The following is a 16,265-nucleotide window of genomic DNA, read 5'->3' on the forward strand; positions in this document are numbered from 1 at the left end:
TTTTCGTGAATCTGAGAGTCCGCAATCGCGGCTTTACCTGTTCCTGTGTTGGCAGTAGCGGCTCTCGACGGAGGACTGGCTTAGGAAGGGGCAGGGCAGATGAACTTCGATATTGTGATCGTGGGGGCCGGACATGGCGGCGCACAGGCGGCGATAATGTTACGCCAGCTCAAATTCGAAGGGTCGATTGCGATCATCGGCGAAGAACCGGAAATCCCATATGAGCGCCCGCCACTTTCAAAGGAGTATTTTGCCGGCGAAAAGCCGTTTGAGCGCATATTGATCCGCCCAGCAAAATTCTGGGAGGAGAGAGACGTTGCCATGCTGCTTGGCACACATGTCGCTTCGATTGACCCGGATGGTCATGCCGTAACGACGTCTTCCGGCGAGAGGATTGGCTATGGCAAGCTCATCTGGGCTGCGGGTGGTGCCCCGCGGATGCTGCCGATCCCGGGAGGAAATTTGCCCGGCGTGCAAGGAGTCCGCACAAGGGCAGACGCCGATGCAATGAAGGCGGCCTCCGAAACAGCAGACCAGATCGTCGTGATTGGCGGGGGCTATATCGGGCTGGAAGCGGCTGCCGTCCTGTCCAAGTTCGGAAAGAAGGTCGTATTGCTCGAAGCGTTGCCGCGGGTCCTTGCACGCGTCGCGGGCGAACCCTTGTCCCGCTTCTATGAGGCCGAGCATCGCGCGCACGGCGTCGACGTTCGGCTCGACGTGAAGGTGGAGGCCATTGAAGGCGATCATCGCGCAACGGGCGTGCGCCTAGCGGGCGGTGACGTCATAGCGGCAGATCTGGTTATTGTCGGCATAGGCATTGTGCCTGCAGTCGAGCCGCTGATTGCTGCGGGCGCAGAGGGGGGTAACGGAGTCCTGGTGGACGAATACTGCCGCACGTCCCTGCCAGACATTTTTGCAATCGGGGATTGTGCGGCACATGCCAATGATTTCGCAGAGGGCGCGACGATACGGCTTGAATCCGTCCAGAATGCAAATGACATGGCCAACACGGCTGCCAAGGCAATCTGCGGCGATGCACAGCCCTATCATGCCGTGCCCTGGTTCTGGTCGAACCAGTATGACCTTAAGCTGCAGACTGTCGGGCTGTCGACCGGCCATGACGACGTCATTGTGCGGGGTGATCCGTCTGCGCGAAGCTTCTCTTTGGTCTATCTGCGGAAAGGCAGGGTCATTGCGCTCGACTGTGTCAATGCCGTGAAGGATTATGTGCAGGGCAAGGCCCTTGTTGTTCAGGGCACGCAAGCAACGGCGGCGGACCTTGCCGACACGTCACGGCCATTGAAGGAATTGGTCACAGCCGCCTGAGAACAAAAAGGCCCCGGCATTTCCATGCCGGGGCCCAATTTTAAGACTGGATACAGGTCTTAGAACTTGAAGCCAGCTGCGATGCCGTAGCGGCGCGGTTCCAGTGTGAAGATGTTCGTGAAGACACCTTGCGACTGATCCGAAACATAGAGGCCAGTTGTTGAACTGCTGTTTGCCACGTTCTGGATAAAGCCCCGCAGATACCATCTGTCATCGTTGCCGTTCAGTTGGATCTGCGCATTCACCTGCGAGTAGCCCTTAATGCGGTTGATCGGGCCGTTGAAGATATTGCCTGTGCTGTCTCCGGTATAGATCAAGTCAACACGCGGGACGAGCGTCATGCCGTTGTTGAACTCAGCCGTGTATTGCGCACCGACCGACCATTTGAAATTCGGTGCCTGCGGCAATTTGTTGCCCTTGAGGTTGACCGGCACGCCTGTTGCAAAATAGGTGACACCGCCGAAAGCTGCAGGATTGACACCTGGAATGCCCCCGGCTGCAGCCAATTGCAAGACGCCACAAATACTGTAGGCACCCGTTGCTGTCAGTCCACTATTGGGACCGAATGGCGAGGTTCCCTGAAGCGGTGCAACATTCGGATTCAATGCTGTTCGAGGCGTAAAGGCTGCGGTGGTGACATTATTGATCACGCCAAGATTGACTGTGTTCACGAACGCATTGATCCCTGCAACGCTCCCGGTATTTGACCCCACGGCACAATTTGAAGCGTTTGTAATGTCCTTGATTATGACGGCATCGGAGCGTCCGCCTGACGGGTCACGAGGATTACCCAGGAACTTGTCTGAGGTCACCTTCGTGTGCAAATAGCTGAAGCCCATGTTCACGAGCACCTGACGGCTTGGCTTTATGATTGCTTCTGCTTCCAGGCCGTAAATATCGGCATCGACGTTATCGTTGACCGCAGTCCGATTGACGATGCGAGCCAACTGAAGCGACTTATACTTGTAGTAGAAGCCAGTAAGGTTGAACCGCAATGTTCCATCAAGAAATGTGTTCTTTGAACCAATTTCAAACGAGTCCACAAATTCTGGTGTAAAGCTGTCCGGCACAGCAAACTGCGGCTGAACCGGCGGATTTATGCCGCCTGACTTGTAGCCGCGCGAATAGGACGCATAGAGGAGATGATTGTCATCGAACTTGTAATCGAGAACGGCGCGTCCAGTAACCTCACTGAAAGTCACATTCCGAACCTGGAATGCCTGAATCCCTGGACGGGCCGGGTCAGCATCATATCCGGCAGCGAATGGTGAACTGAAGGCAGACGCTGAGCCATAAGGAACAAGGAAGTTGGCAAGGGTCGACCGAGCGATGCCACCCTTCTTGTCATGGTTGTAACGAAGGCCGACCGTAAGCTTCAGCTTGTCGTTGAACTCATAATAGGATTCGCCAAAGATACCGTATGATTTTAGCGTGTTCTCAACGGCGTTGTTTCGGAAGAATGGTGTGCCGAGGTAACTGGCTGGAAGCCCGGCACCCAGCGCAGTAAACGAGCCAAGCAAGCCTGCGACATAATCGATCGCAAAATGCTGAACATAGTAATCGCCTTCGGTCACCTTGCTGTCTACATAAATGCCGCCGACGAGGAAGTTGAATTTCCCATCGAAGTTGCTCGTCAAGATGGCTTCACCCGACCACGTGCGAACATGGTTGTTCGAACGATCAATTCCGAGCGGAGTATTGGCGCAGATCTTGTGTCCACCAAAAGATCCGGTTCCAGTTGTCTCGGTATCGGATGTGCACAGCTGGCCATTCGGGCCATTCGGGATGATTGCGGCTGCGATAGGAGCAAAATAGCTGGCAGGCAGACCCGGAATGAGGCCGGCAGCAGCAGCTGCCAGAGTGTTCAAGCCTGTCGCATATGTGGCGCGATTCGCTACATCCAGCTGAGGATCTTGCCGCGAATCAACTCTGGTCTTTTGATAGAGACCGGTAACCTGAAGCTTGACCGACCCCAGTTCTTGCTCAAGTCGAGCCTGATATTGCTGCTCATCCGTAAAATATTCAGGCGTAAAGTCCGTACGAACTTGTCTCTTGCTGGCCGGAGATACCGACCCAGCGTTCGTATCGGGGCCGTAAAGATTGGTAAGGCCCAAGGCAAGCGGTAGAGGGCCGGGGATGCCATTGAAGGACAAGAATTGGCTGGATGAAAGCACGCCGAAAAAGTTGGTATTGCCATTCGGATATTCATTACCAAGACCGCCGGGTGTGCAACCCATGATGCCAAAATTTGTGTCGCGTTGGCAAAGCTGCTTGATGCTGCGCAGGCGATCATCGCGTTCGTGGAAATAATAGCCCATAAGATCGATCGTGGTCGTGTCGCTGGGCTGCCACCGGATAGATCCGCGAATCGCGTATTGATCACGTCCGTCAATACGGGAGCCATCGAACAGGTTCTTCGTATAGCCGTCGCGCTTTTGATAGAAGCCGGCAACCCGTACGCCCAGCGTTTCGCCAATCGGAAGGTTGACCATTCCTTTTATCTTGTAGGCGTTGAAGTTTCCATATTCGCCATCCCCCGCGGCATGAAAACCTGACATATCTGGTTTCGCCGTGATAAAGTTGACGACGCCTGACGTCGCATTGCGGCCAAACAACGTACCCTGTGGGCCACGCAGAACCTCAATACGTTCCAGGTCGAAATATTCAGTCTCGAACAAGCGCGTCGCGGCCAATGGCGAGCCATTGACGTGAATTGCGGTCGCCGCATCGCAAGAGTTGCCCACGCACAGATCGCCGATGCCGCGGATCGTGAAGCTGGATCCTGTGAATTGGCCCTTAGAGAAAACGACGTTAGGCAGAGTCAGTTGGAGATCGCTTGCATTTTTGATCTGCTGAGCTTCGAGTGCTTTGTTATCGAACGCGGAAACCGCGATCGGAACACTCTGCAGGCTTTCCGATTGGCGCTGTGCCGTTACAACAATATCGCCAATCCCTTCTGTGGCGGTCGTGTCGTCTGCCTGCGGTGCAGTTTGAGCATATGCAGGGTTGGCCACCAACAACGCCATTGCCGTTGCGCCAAGCAGTTCAAGCTTCTTCATTTTGTCATCTCCCACCGAATTTTACCGATTTTTACGGCCTGACGATGCTTTTTTGCATCTGTTGGCGCTTGTTTGCGAGTAGTTTACGCGCGCGTCAATGCCAGAATTTTGGAAAAATTGGCCGCTTTCAGTGGGTCGCAGATTGAAACTGTTTAAAATTTGCGCCTGACGTAGCGTCATCCTATGCTTCTGGCGCAATTGTTGCCAATTTGCATCAGGCTTACGGGAAATATTGTGGCGTAATCCTGCTCGAAAAGTTATCGAACTGTCATGAGCAACTCAGATCAAACCCAAGACTCAGCCGCCAACAAGCTTCCTGTCCCGCAGGATGTTGCTGAGGCCATCAGGACACTCATTCGCTGGACCGGGGAGGACCCGGAACGAGAGGGGCTCCGCGATACGCCCAATCGGGTTGCGCGCGCCTGGAAGGAATATTGCCGGGGTTATGCCGAAGATCCCTCGCTTCACCTTTCGCGCACATTTGAAGAGGTGGGTGGCTATGACGAGCTTGTGCTCCTCAAGGACATCCCGTTTCAGTCTCATTGTGAGCACCATATGGCGCCGATCGTTGGCAAGGCGTCGATAGCCTATATGCCTAAGGATCGTGTTGTTGGCATTTCAAAGTTGGCGCGCGTCCTGCATGGTTTTGCCTCGCGCCTACAGGTCCAGGAAAGACTGACGGCAGAAGTCGCCCAGTGCATCTGGGAGCATTTGCACCCGCATGGGGTTGCGGTCGTCATTGAGGCAACACACGGGTGCATGACGGGCAGGGGTGTACGCACCCCTGGAGTTGCAATGACAACGTCGCGCCTGCTTGGCTGCTTCCTTGACGATCATCGCAGCCGCAAGGAAGTGCTCAGCCTGATGGGCTATTGAATTGATGAGATCGGGCGCCGAGGGATTTCTCCAACGCCGCCCGACTCGGCTCACAGAAAGTCGGGTCAGAATTTGAACCCGGCACCAATCCCGTATCGGCGGGGTTCCAATGTGAAAACGTTCGTGAACAATCCTTGCGACTGGTCGGCGACATAAAGGCCGGTTGTGGCATTGTTGTTTGCCAGATTCTGGACGAAGCCGCGAATGTACCAACGATCATCCCGGCCATTCAACTGAACTTGCGCGTTGATCTGGGAATACCCCTTCACCTTGTTGATCGGGCCGTTGAAAATGTTGCCAAAGCTGTCACCGGTATATGTGAGGTCCGCCCGAGGAACGAGTGTCATGCCGTTGGCAAATTCGGCAGTGTATTGCGCACCAACCGAGAATTTGTAGTTCGGTGCCTGAGGCAACTTGTTCCCTTTGATGTTTACCGGAATGCCCGAATTTTCGACGGTGAAGCTGCCAAACGAATTCAGGACTGTCTGGAGCGGAGCAAATGCGGGATTGAGCGCCGCGATCTGGCCTCGCGCACCGAGATCAAGAATCTGGCAAACGCTGAATGCTCCGGTCGAGCCAATGCCACTGTCGGCGGGGAAGGCGGTCGGTGCCTGAAGCGGCGCCGAATTGACGCCGCCCGCGCCGGGCCTGCTTGCTGTAATCGCGTTGATCACGTTGGAATTGACCGTCGCGACGAAGGCGTTTGCGCCCGCTCTATTGCCGGCAACATTTGGTCGCACGGCGCAGTTCGATCCATTGGTAATGTCCTTGATGATCACGCTGTCGGAGCGCCCGCCGGACGGGTCACGCGGATTGCCGAGGAATTTGTCGGTTGCGACCTTGGTGTGCAGATAGCTGAAGCCCATGTTCACAAGGAGCGACCGGCTGGGCTTGATGATGGCTTCTACTTCGAGGCCGTAAATGTCGGCATCGACGTTGTCATTGACCGACGTTCTGGCAACGATCCTGCTGAGCTGGAGCGATTTGTACTTATAGTAGAATCCGGTGAGATTGAACCGGAAGGCGCCATTGGCGAACGTATTCTTGGAGCCGATCTCGAACGCATCGACAAATTCGGGCTTGAAACTCTCCGCTACCGCGAAAACAGGCTGCAGCGGTGGGTTGATGCCGCCCGATTTGTATCCGCGCGAATAGGATGCGTAGAGCAGATGATCGTCGTCGAACTTGTAGTCGAGCACAGCTCGGCCCGTGACTTCCCCAAATTTGACGTTCCGCACTTGAAACGGCTGATTTCCGGGCCGGCCGGGATCGGCGTCAAATGTGACAGCAAAGGGCGAAGAGAAAGCGCTGGTCGCATTATACGGGATGAGGAAGCTGACGAGCGTAGACCGGGCCGTGACAGATTTCCTGTCATTGTTGTATCGTAAACCTGCTGTCAGCTTGAGCTTGTCGGTAATGTCGACATAGGCTTCCCCGAAAAGGCCATAAGATTTCAGTCTGAAGTTGGGGGTTGCATTTCGGAAGAATGGTGGCCCGAGATAGCTCGGCGGCAGCCCTGCGCCTGCCGATGTGAACGATCCTAACAAACCGGAAACATAATCAATCCCGAAGGCATTCACATAATAATCGCCATCTGTGGTCTTTGAATCAACATAGATGCCGCCGAGAAGGAAGTTGAACCGCCCGTCAAAATTGCTCGTCAGGATCGCTTCTGCGGAATAGTCCCGGTTCTTGCCATTGGATCGATCAATCTCAAGGGGCGATGCGGCGCAGATGCGGTGACCTCCAAAGGCGCCCGTGCCGGTTGTCTCGGTATCGGACGTGCAAAGCTGCCCATTCGGCCCATTCGGCGTCAGGGCCGCGGCAATCGGGCTGAAATAGGAAGCGGGAATAGGGAACCCCGGTATTGCGCCCGCGGCAGCCGCCGCCAGCGTGTTCAGTGCTGTCGCATAGGTTGCCCTGTTTGCAACGCTCAGGGTCGGATCCTGTCGGGAATCCACATCGGTGCGATGATAAAGCCCGGTCAGTTGCAGCTTGAACGATCCGATCTGCTGCTCAATCCGGGCCTGATATTGTTCTTCCTCGGTGAAATACTCGGGATTGAAATCTGTCCTGACCTGCCGGACACTTGAGGGGAGTGTGGAGCCGGCATTTGTATCCGGGCCGTAGATGCTGCCAAGTCCAAAGGCTGAAGGGATCCCTTGAAACGCGAGAAACTCACGTGATGCCAGGACGCCGAAGAACGTGGAGTTCGCATTGGTCAGACCGGCATCGCGGCGATTGTTGAGACATCCAAGCACACCGGTCGGATCTCGCTGGCATAGCTGTTTCTGGCTGCGAAGGCGATCATCGCGCTCATGAAAATAATACCCCATCAGGTCAACCGTGGTGGTGTCCGTCGGTTGCCAACGCAGCGAGCCTCGAATGCCATATTGTTTGCGGCCATCGATGCGGCTGTTGTCGAAGAGGTTTCGTGTGTATCCGTCCCGCTTCTGGTAGAAGCCAGCAAGCCGGACGCCAATGGTTTCTCCCACCGGAATGTTCACGAAGCCCTTGAGCTTGTAAGCATTGAAATTACCATATTCCGCATCGCCGCCGACTTTTAGGCCTGTCAGGTCGGGCTTGGCGGTAATGAAGTTGACAACGCCGGATGTGGCATTCCGGCCAAAGAGCGTTCCTTGCGGCCCGCGCAACACTTCGATTCGCTCCAGGTCGAAATATTCGGTTTCGAAAAGACGTGTGCCGATCAGCGGGGATCCATTGACGTGGATGGCGGTCGCGGAATCACATGTAATGCCGACGCAGAGATCGCCTATTCCCCGGATCGTAAAGCTCGAACCTGTAAAATTGCCTTTTGAGAAAGTGACGTTCGGCAACGTGAGCTGGAGGTCGCTTGCGTTTTCGATCTGCTGGGCTTCAAGCGCTTCCGCCGTAAAGGCGGATACCGCAATCGGTACAGCCTGCAAGCTTTCCGATTGTCTTTGCGCCGTCACGACGATGTCCGTGATGCCTTCTGCGGAGGCATCATCTGCGGCCTGTGGCGCATTTTGCGCAACTGCCGGATTGGCTGCCAACAAAGCCATTGCGGTTGCGCAAACGAATTCAAGCTTTCTCATTCATCCATCTCCCGAGGTGGGGCCGACGATTGACGTCGTGCCGACTGCATCTGCCCGGGCAATCTGCGGGTAAATTAGATAGGCGTCAATGCCTCAAAATGAAATAAAAACGCATAATTTAGAATAGTTTATACTCTATTCTGAAGATTATATCTTATATTCTGAAATGTAGAACAGTGCCATCGATCCATGCGGGTCAAGTGCTTTACATTGGCGCAGCGATAGCTTCGCTCGAGAGCCAGTTCAAAAAATTGATACGTAGTAAAAGGTGTTATCAGTGGCCGACTGAATCAGCCGTGCTTTGCGGTGCTGAAAAACTCATCGTTTTCGGGGGGCGCATCATCAGGATGATGGGCAAGGCGCAAAAGAGAACATACATGATCAGCTTGAAATCATCGAGATAGGCAATCATCAAGGCCTGACGATTTACTTCGGCATTGACCATGGCCATCGCGGTTTCGCCAACAACCCCGAAGCGATCGGCGGTCGCGGGGTCAACGGCAGACATGCTGGACGAGGTAATATGCGACGAAAGATCGGCATGGCTGGTCTGGACATTCATCCCAAGGACCGCCGTCACGATTGAGATGCCAACGCTACCACCAAGACTTCGGAACAGGTTGAGAATGCTGGCACCTTCCGTCCTGTAACGCGTGTCCAGGGTCGAAAAGGCCATCGAGTTTACCGGCATGAAACACAATCCCATACCAAGCCCTTGGAAAATGCCCGATACGACAATGGGGGTGCTGTCCATGACCAGCGACCAGCGCGTCATTTGCCACATGGATATCGAAGCGATCGTGAGGCCCGTCATGATGATGTAGCGGGGATCGAGCTTGTTGATCAGGCGGGAGGAAATGAACATCGCGACAAGGATACCAATGCCCCGTGGCGCAAGGAGGACGCCGGTATCGAGCACGTCATAGCCGTAAACACGCTGCAGCATTGGCGGCATCAAAGCCATGACAGCCATCATCATCAGCCCGATAATGAGCTGGAAGACCAGGGCGGTTGCCATGTTCGAGTTCTTCAGGAGTGCAGCGTCGATGATCGTGTTGCGTCTCGTGAAGAGATGGACTGAAAAGATCCAGATTGCAGACGCTGCAATGATCGCTTCGATCCAGATTTCCATGGACTCAAACCAATCCTGGTCGGTTCCCCGATCAAGCATGAGTTGCAGTGCACTGAGCGCAATCGCAAGCACTCCAAATCCGAAAAGATCGAAACTTCGCCGCGATATCGGGCGGCTCGGCAAGAAAAGCCACAGCAGCCCAAATGCAAGGAGCCCGACGGGAAGATTGACGTAGAAGACCCAGCGCCAATTGTAGCTTTCGGTCAACCAGCCTCCAATGATCGGACCCATGATCGGTGCAATCATGATACCCATCCCCCAGACGGACATTGACCGTGCTTGACGTGACGGCGGATTGATATCGAGCATCGCTGTTTGCGACAGCGGGCCGATAAATGCTCCCATGACGCCCTGAATGAAGCGAAACAGGACCATTTCCTCCAGATTTACCGAAGCGCCGCATGCCATGGACGCGAGGACGAAGCCCCCGACAGCGATCAGGAACAGATTGCGTGAACCGATGCGATCCGAAAGCCACCCGGTAATGGGAGTCGCGACAGCCAAGGCGATAATATAGCTTGTCAGGACCCAGGTTATCGTGTCGAAAGTTGCCCCAAGGCTGGCCTGCATATGCGGCAGGGCAACGTTCGCGATGGTCGCGTCGAGCATGTAGACGATCATGGCCATCAACACACCGATCGTCAGAAGGCCGCGATGGGCGACCTCAAGTGCCGGACGATCATCCGGTAGGCTATTGCTTGCCATTGTGCCCTGTGTCGATCCTCACATGTGTGGAGAGGCCGGCAATCATCGTCCGGGTCGGTTTTTCGTCAAATGCGATGCGCACAGGAACTCTTTGCGTGACCTTGACCCAGTTGCCCGTCGCATTCTGGGCGGGCAGAACGGAAAACTCCGATCCGGTGCCTGCACCAATGCTGGCCACATGGCCGCGAAGTTTCAGGTCCGGATAGGCGTCGAACGTGATTTCGGCCGGTTGCCCGATGCGCATATTCTTGAGATCGGTTTCCTTGAAGTTTGCTTCAATCCACGGCCGCTCGCTTGCGACAATACTGACCGCAGGCAGGCCGGTGACCATCATCTGGCCAACCTGCAACCGGTCTGCCTGACTGATCTTGCCTGAAATCGGCGCGCGCACTTCGGTCCGTGCCAGATCGAGCAGAGCCTTTTGCCGCTGCACATTGCCTGCAACAATGGCTGGATCCTGTCCGGGCGCCGCGGATCCCGACGCCAGGGATGCTCGAGCGCGTAGGGCAGCACCTTCTGCGTCTGCAAGCTTGCTGCGTGCATCGCTCAGATCATGTTCGGCTGCTTGCAGGCGGGCCTTCGTTGTGAAGCCACGCTCCATCAACTCGGACTGACGGCGATATTCCTTTTCATAAAAGGCGATGTCTTCCCGGGCGCTTTCAATGTCGTTGCCGGTGACCTGAAATGTCGTTTCCATCCCGACGCGGCGCACCTGAGCCGCAGCGATGGTCGCATCTGCTTGCGCCACTGCAATGCGGTAGGGTTCCGGATCGATACGGAACAGGAGGTCCCCTGCCTTGACGTACTGGTTTTCCTTGGCTGTGACCTCGACTATCCGTCCGCCAACTTCCGCGCTCACTGACACCTTGTCCTGCTGGACATAGGCATTGTCTGTGCTGACATAGTGATCGTTCAACACGAAGTAGGTAACGCCGCCGCCGATAAGCAGAAGCGGAATCGAAATCATGAGGCCCAGGCGGCGCCAGCGGCTGGGGGCCTTCGGCTCGTCAATGGGGATGACGTCTTCAAGGACGATATGTGCGTCAGCCTCAGCCATGTGCGGCAAACTCCGGAGCAGGGCGACGGGACAGGTTGGCGCGCATGCGCTTGAGCATGTTCAACAATGCCTCGCGTTCCGCATCATCTAGGCCATTCATGGCCTCTTCAAAAAGGTTCAGGCCCAGCGGGCGCAGTTCATCCAACAATCCGCCGGCCTTGTCGGCCAGAAAAAGCAGCCAGGCTCGCCGGTCTGTGGGGTCGGGGCGTCGTTCGACCAAGCCGGCTTCCTGCAGGCGATCAACCATCCGGCACAATGTAATAGGTTCAACATCGAGCAATTCGGCAAGACCGCCCTGATTGATCCCCTCGTGCCGGGCCAGCATCGTCAGAACTTGCCATTGGGGGCGCGTGACACCAATTCCGCGCGCCCGTTCATCGAAGGCGCGGCGGAGAAGCCGGGAGACATCCGACAGGACTTGTCCAAGATTATCGCTCATAGCGTGCAGATAATAACTATACTTATTATAGTCAAGCATATTCATTGCGACATGTAACTCTTGGAATGTAGGCTACCTGTTCGAGAGAGACTGGTCAGCAATCAGTTGGACCACTATTGCAACCCCCCATGCTCGAGAAATTCCAACTCAATTCAGATGTGCGACTGCTGGTAGAACATATCACCATGCCGTTGCTTCTGGTCTCGGGGGAACGCGTTGCGATGGCAAATGCTTCTGCAAAGGCGCTGTTGGGTGAACATATCGTTGGTGAAGATGTGCGCATTGCGATCCGCCATCCGCTGGCTGTTTCGCTATTGGCCGGACGCCAGGGTGGAACAGTTTCTATTGAGGGCCTGTCATCACCATCAAGCGTTTGGGCCCTCTCGGTGCAGGCGCTTGACAGGGATTGGCGGCTGGTTGAACTTCGCGACCTCAGCGCCCAATCCGATGTTTCCCGCGCACACACCGACTTTGTCGCAAATGCCAGTCATGAACTGCGAACGCCGCTCGCTGCCATTCTGGGCTATGTCGAAACGCTTATGGAACCTCAGGCCGGTGGAGATTCGGCAACACGCGCGCGCTTCCTGGGCATTGTGGAGCGTGAAGCGCGACGGATGCAACAACTCGTCGATGATTTGATGTCCTTGTCCCGGATTGAAGCCGTGAGACATGATCGCCCGGACGAAACCGTTGATCTTGCCCAGATTGCTCGGATCGCCGTGGCGGATATCAATGCGTCGCATGACGCGACAATGGCAGTCATGGCATCAGAGTCGGCTTTGCATGCCCATTTGCCCGGAGACGCCGGGCAATTGTCGCAGCTTGTCCGGAACCTTGTTGAAAATGCGATCCGCCACGGCGGAGCAAGCGATCCCGTTTTGGTGCATGTGCGACAAGATGGCGGGAATGTGGACCTGATTGTCACCGACACGGGCGCCGGCATTGCCCCGGAACATTTGCCGCGGCTGACCGAACGCTTTTACCGTGTAGACCCAAGCCGGAGCAGGGATGCGGGCGGGACAGGCCTGGGTCTGGCAATTGTCAAGCACATCGTGGCGCGTCACAGAGGACAGCTCGATATCAACAGCACTCTTGGGGTTGGCACAGAGGTGAAAATTCGGTTTCCGTCCGCCTGATTTGACGACTGTCATAAAAGAGTCATCAAACTGCAACAATGGTTGCATGAAACCGGCCTAGTGCGCCTTCATTGATCAGGCTGTTGCCTCAAACCAGGGATTTTTTGATGACCAAATTTGCTCGGATTTCCACTATTCTTCTTGGAACGGCGGCACTGACAGCTTGCGGCGGCGGTGGCACCACTGGCGGTGCGCGGGAGCAGATTCGCGCAGTGGGATCTTCGACGGTCTATCCTTTCAGTACGGCAGTGGCCGAGGCTTTCACAAAGGCAAATGCCGGATTCAAGTCGCCTATCATTGAATCGACCGGGACTGGCGCTGGCATGAAGCTTTTCTGTGCCGGTGTCGGCGTAAAATTTCCTGACATGGAAAATGCGTCGCGTCGCATCAAGAAATCCGAATATGAGGATTGCGCAAAGAACGGCGTGAAGGATATTGTTGAGGTCCAGGTTGGCCTCGACGGCATCGCCTTTGCAGAAGGCAATGGCGGACCCGGCCTGGCGTTGACCCCGCTGGATATCTACAAGGCTCTTGCCGAGAAGCCCTTTGGAAAGCCGAATACCAGCAAGACATGGAAGGACGTAAATCCGGCGCTTCCTGCGTTGCCGATCAGCGTCTACGGCCCGCCAAAGACATCCGGTACACGTGATGCGCTCGCAGAACTGATCCTCGAAAAGGGCTGTGATACCGATCCGGCAATGAAGGCCCTGAAAGACAGCGACAAGGATCAGCACAAGGCAATTTGTACCAGCATCCGGACCGACGGGGCCTATGTCGAACAGGGCGAGAACGACAATCTGATTGTTCAGAAACTTGCCGCAAATCCGAACGTCATTGGCATTTTTGGCTTCAGTTTCCTTGAAGAGAATATGGACAAGCTGAAAGGCATTGCGATCTCGGGCGTCGTCCCGACTTATGCCGCAATTTCAGACTTTTCTTATCCGGGCGCACGCCCGCTCTATGTCTACATCAAGGCAGCCCATCTCAAGTCGATCAGGGGACTGAAGGAATTCGCCATGGAGTTTGCTTCAGCATGGGGCCCTGATGGGTATCTCAAGAAAAAGGGCATGGTGATTTCACCCGAAGATGTGCGGGCAAAAAATGCCGAGATCGTCAAGTCGATGACTTTGCTCGACCCCGCGAGTCTGAAATAGCAGCCAAGCGCAGCTGAGCTGGATCCAGAAACGCTGATGTCATCATCCGTCCTGATCTTGATCGTCCTTGGATTGGGATTGGTCGGCTGGCTCGTCTCGCGGGCAAAGGCCGCGAGTCTCGCTACGCCCGGCAGCCGCCAGCTTCACTCACTTCCGCGCTATCACGGAACCTATGTTGCGCTGTGGGCGATTCTGCCGGCCTTGATGGCCCTTGCTCTCTGGTCGTCTGTATCACCGCGGCTGATCAATTCGGCGGTGATGAGTGATCCCGCGGCGAAAACACTGCCTGCCGAAGCGATCGACAGGGACGCGATACTCTCGGAAGCTGCCCAACTGGCGCGCGGAGACATCGAGGCGGGCTTTAATCCGGCATCGGATGCTCTTGTCCCTGCCTTCAAGGTGGCAGATGCGAAATTTGGCATGATGGGCGCAGCTCTGACGCTTGTCGTTGCTTTCGCTTGTGGTGCATTCGCTTTTACGCGGGTCAAAGTCGGGTTCAAGGCGCGGACGAAGGTCGAGCGCGTGACCATGATGGTGTTGCTGCTTGCCTCGCTGATGGCGGTGCTTACCACGTTCGGGATCGTCGCGTCTCTGATCGTTGAATCTGGACGCTTCTTTTCTGCAATCTCGCCTATTGATTTCCTGTTTGGCCTTCACTGGAACCCGACAGCTGAAGGCGGTCCCGATCTGGGCGAAAATTTTGGTGCGATCCCGCTCTTTTGGGGAACAATCTTCATTGGCGCGATCATCGCAATGATTGTCGCAATTCCTTTGGGGCTGATGAGTGCGATTTTCCTGACGCAATATGCGGATGCGCGGCTTCGTGCCTGGGTAAAACCGCTGCTTGAGATCCTCGCCGGGGTTCCGACGGTCGTCTATGGTTATTTTGCTGCCCTGACCGTCGCGCCGCTCGTCCGGGATCTTGCTGTGAAATTGGGCATGGAAAACCCTTCGACTGAAAGTGCTCTTGCAGCAGGACTTGTCATGGGCGTCATGATCATTCCTTTCGTCTCTTCAATGGCCGATGACAGCATTGCAGCGGTGCCGCAGGCAATGCGCGACGGCTCACTGGCCATGGGTGCGACGACATCGGAGACAATCAAGCGCGTCCTTGTACCCGCAGCCCTTCCCGGCATTGTTGCCGGTGTAATGCTTGCGATCAGCCGCGCCATTGGCGAAACCATGATTGTGGTGATGGCTGCCGGTGCGGCCGCCAACCTCTCGGCCAATCCCTTTGCGAGCATGACAACCGTGACGTTCCAGATCGTCGCGCTCCTCACCGGGGACCAGGATTTCAATACGCCCAAGACAATGTCCGCTTTTGCCTTGGGCCTTGTGCTATTTGTTGTCACCTTGCTGCTCAACATCGTTGCGCTGAGGGTCGTCAAGCGCTTCCGGGAGGCCTATGACTGATCATTCCTCCCTTTGGCAAAGCCCGGAAATGAGCCGCAAGCTCGCCAGGCGCTATGCGTCGGAGCGACGGTTCAAATGGGTCGGGATTGCGGCGATCGTGATGTCGCTGTCATTCCTGGCATTTCTTATAATAACAATGGTTGCCAATGGCGTCGGGGGGATCGACGTGTCCTTCCTCTCGAACTCTGACTCAACGGATCCTGAGACAGCTGGTATCTGGGGTGCCTTCAAGGGTTCCCTGCTGACGATGGCCGTAACACTTGCCCTGTCGTTCCCAATGGGCGTGCTTGCTGCTGTCTATCTTGAGGAATTTGCGCCGAGGAACCGCTGGGTCGACGTCGTCGAAGTCTCCATCAACAATCTGGCTGCCGTTCCGTCGATCATTTTTGGCCTCCTCGGTCTCGCCGTCTTCATCAACGCTTTCCAGTTACCTCGATCAGCGCCGCTGGTTGGCGGCATGACGCTTGCGCTGATGACAATGCCGGTCATCGTCATTGCGGGGCGTAACGCGATCAAGGCCGTGCCGCCATCGATCCGGGATGCTGCCCTCGCCATTGGCGCAAGCAGGGTGCAGGTGGTCTTCCATCACGTGCTTCCTCTCGCTTTGCCGGGCATTCTTACCGGTACGATTATCGGCATGGCACGAGCCTTGGGCGAAACCGCTCCGCTTCTGATGATAGGCATGAGGGCGTTTGTCGCGACACCTCCGGACAGCATTGTTGCGCCGGCAACTGTGCTTCCCATGCAGATTTTTCTCTGGTCTGATGAAGTGGATTCTGGTTTCGTCCAGAATACATCAGCGGCAATCATTGTCCTTCTCGTCTTCCTGATCGCGATGAACGGGATCGCCATCTACCTCCGCAATCGCTTCGAACAACGCTGGTAAACCAA

The 16,265-nt window shown here is 55.6% G+C and carries 11 protein-coding genes; 6 read left to right on the forward strand and 5 right to left on the reverse strand.

The window, feature by feature from the left end:
- Positions 1-99: 99 nt before the first annotated feature.
- Positions 100-1,326, forward strand: coding sequence for an NAD(P)/FAD-dependent oxidoreductase (locus K0O24_RS11835; protein WP_219892944.1), 1,227 nt, complete (start codon positions 100-102; stop codon positions 1,324-1,326).
- A 59-nt stretch (positions 1,327-1,385) separates the two neighbouring features.
- Here K0O24_RS11835 and K0O24_RS11840 read toward each other — a convergent pair whose 3' ends face one another.
- Positions 1,386-4,385 (reverse strand): TonB-dependent receptor domain-containing protein, encoded by a 3,000-nt coding sequence (locus K0O24_RS11840; protein ID WP_219892945.1) that lies wholly within the window; start codon positions 4,383-4,385, stop codon positions 1,386-1,388.
- Positions 4,386-4,655: 270 nt separating this feature from the next.
- On the opposite strand from K0O24_RS11840, the gene folE reads away from it, so the two are divergent.
- Positions 4,656-5,261: a GTP cyclohydrolase I FolE gene (folE, locus tag K0O24_RS11845; protein ID WP_219892946.1), complete on the forward strand. Its 606-nt coding sequence runs from the start codon at positions 4,656-4,658 to the stop codon at positions 5,259-5,261.
- A 65-nt stretch (positions 5,262-5,326) separates the two neighbouring features.
- On the opposite strand, the gene K0O24_RS11850 is transcribed toward folE, so the two are convergent.
- The 4 genes from K0O24_RS11850 to K0O24_RS11865 all read right to left on the reverse strand — a co-directional run bounded on the left by K0O24_RS11850 (position 5,327) and on the right by K0O24_RS11865 (position 11,671).
- Positions 5,327-8,338: a TonB-dependent receptor gene (locus K0O24_RS11850; RefSeq protein WP_219892947.1), complete on the reverse strand. Its 3,012-nt coding sequence runs from the start codon at positions 8,336-8,338 to the stop codon at positions 5,327-5,329.
- Between the two features lie 274 nt (positions 8,339-8,612).
- Entirely contained in the window at positions 8,613-10,175 is a 1,563-nt protein-coding gene (locus K0O24_RS11855) for a DHA2 family efflux MFS transporter permease subunit (RefSeq protein WP_219892948.1), read from the reverse strand.
- Positions 10,162-11,232, reverse strand: a complete 1,071-nt coding sequence (locus K0O24_RS11860; RefSeq protein WP_219892949.1) for an HlyD family secretion protein — start codon at positions 11,230-11,232, stop codon at positions 10,162-10,164. Before K0O24_RS11860 ends, K0O24_RS11855 begins: the two co-directional genes overlap by 14 nt.
- Positions 11,225-11,671: a MarR family winged helix-turn-helix transcriptional regulator gene (locus K0O24_RS11865; protein ID WP_219892950.1), complete on the reverse strand. Its 447-nt coding sequence runs from the start codon at positions 11,669-11,671 to the stop codon at positions 11,225-11,227. The genes K0O24_RS11860 and K0O24_RS11865 overlap by 8 nt, the downstream gene beginning before the upstream one ends.
- Before the next feature lie 128 nt (positions 11,672-11,799).
- Between K0O24_RS11865 and K0O24_RS11870 the strand changes: the two genes are divergently transcribed.
- The 4 genes from K0O24_RS11870 to pstA all read left to right on the forward strand — a co-directional run bounded on the left by K0O24_RS11870 (position 11,800) and on the right by pstA (position 16,260).
- On the forward strand, positions 11,800-12,807 hold the full coding sequence (locus K0O24_RS11870; RefSeq protein WP_219892951.1) for an ATP-binding protein: 1,008 nt from the start codon (positions 11,800-11,802) through the stop codon (positions 12,805-12,807).
- 107 nt (positions 12,808-12,914) lie between these two features.
- Positions 12,915-13,961 carry a substrate-binding domain-containing protein gene (locus tag K0O24_RS11875; protein WP_219892952.1) on the forward strand — a complete coding sequence of 349 codons (1,047 nt, stop codon included), beginning with the start codon at positions 12,915-12,917 and terminating at the stop codon, positions 13,959-13,961.
- 36 nt (positions 13,962-13,997) lie between these two features.
- The gene (gene pstC, locus K0O24_RS11880; RefSeq protein ID WP_219892953.1) at positions 13,998-15,374 is read left to right on the forward strand and encodes a phosphate ABC transporter permease subunit PstC; all 1,377 of its coding nucleotides are present in this window, start codon (positions 13,998-14,000) and stop codon (positions 15,372-15,374) included.
- Entirely contained in the window at positions 15,367-16,260 is an 894-nt protein-coding gene (pstA, locus tag K0O24_RS11885; protein ID WP_246610977.1) for a phosphate ABC transporter permease PstA, read from the forward strand. Before pstC ends, pstA begins: the two co-directional genes overlap by 8 nt.
- The last annotated feature ends 5 nt before the right edge of the window (positions 16,261-16,265 follow it).

The sequence above is a fragment of the Aquisediminimonas profunda genome, assembly GCF_019443285.1.
GTDB lineage: Bacteria > Pseudomonadota > Alphaproteobacteria > Sphingomonadales > Sphingomonadaceae > Aquisediminimonas > Aquisediminimonas profunda.

Coding starts and splice junctions, on each gene's coding strand:
- folE (WP_219892946.1), top strand. CDS start 4,656: ATGAGCAACTCAGATCAAACCCAAGACTCAGCCGCCAACAAGCTTCCT.
- K0O24_RS11870 (WP_219892951.1), top strand. CDS start 11,800: ATGCTCGAGAAATTCCAACTCAATTCAGATGTGCGACTGCTGGTAGAA.
- pstA (WP_246610977.1), top strand. CDS start 15,367: ATGACTGATCATTCCTCCCTTTGGCAAAGCCCGGAAATGAGCCGCAAG.
- pstC (WP_219892953.1), top strand. CDS start 13,998: ATGTCATCATCCGTCCTGATCTTGATCGTCCTTGGATTGGGATTGGTC.
- K0O24_RS11875 (WP_219892952.1), top strand. CDS start 12,915: ATGACCAAATTTGCTCGGATTTCCACTATTCTTCTTGGAACGGCGGCA.
- K0O24_RS11855 (WP_219892948.1), bottom strand. CDS start 10,175: ATGGCAAGCAATAGCCTACCGGATGATCGTCCGGCACTTGAGGTCGCC.
- K0O24_RS11860 (WP_219892949.1), bottom strand. CDS start 11,232: ATGGCTGAGGCTGACGCACATATCGTCCTTGAAGACGTCATCCCCATT.
- K0O24_RS11850 (WP_219892947.1), bottom strand. CDS start 8,338: ATGAGAAAGCTTGAATTCGTTTGCGCAACCGCAATGGCTTTGTTGGCA.
- K0O24_RS11840 (WP_219892945.1), bottom strand. CDS start 4,385: ATGAAGAAGCTTGAACTGCTTGGCGCAACGGCAATGGCGTTGTTGGTG.
- K0O24_RS11835 (WP_219892944.1), top strand. CDS start 100: ATGAACTTCGATATTGTGATCGTGGGGGCCGGACATGGCGGCGCACAG.
- K0O24_RS11865 (WP_219892950.1), bottom strand. CDS start 11,671: ATGAGCGATAATCTTGGACAAGTCCTGTCGGATGTCTCCCGGCTTCTC.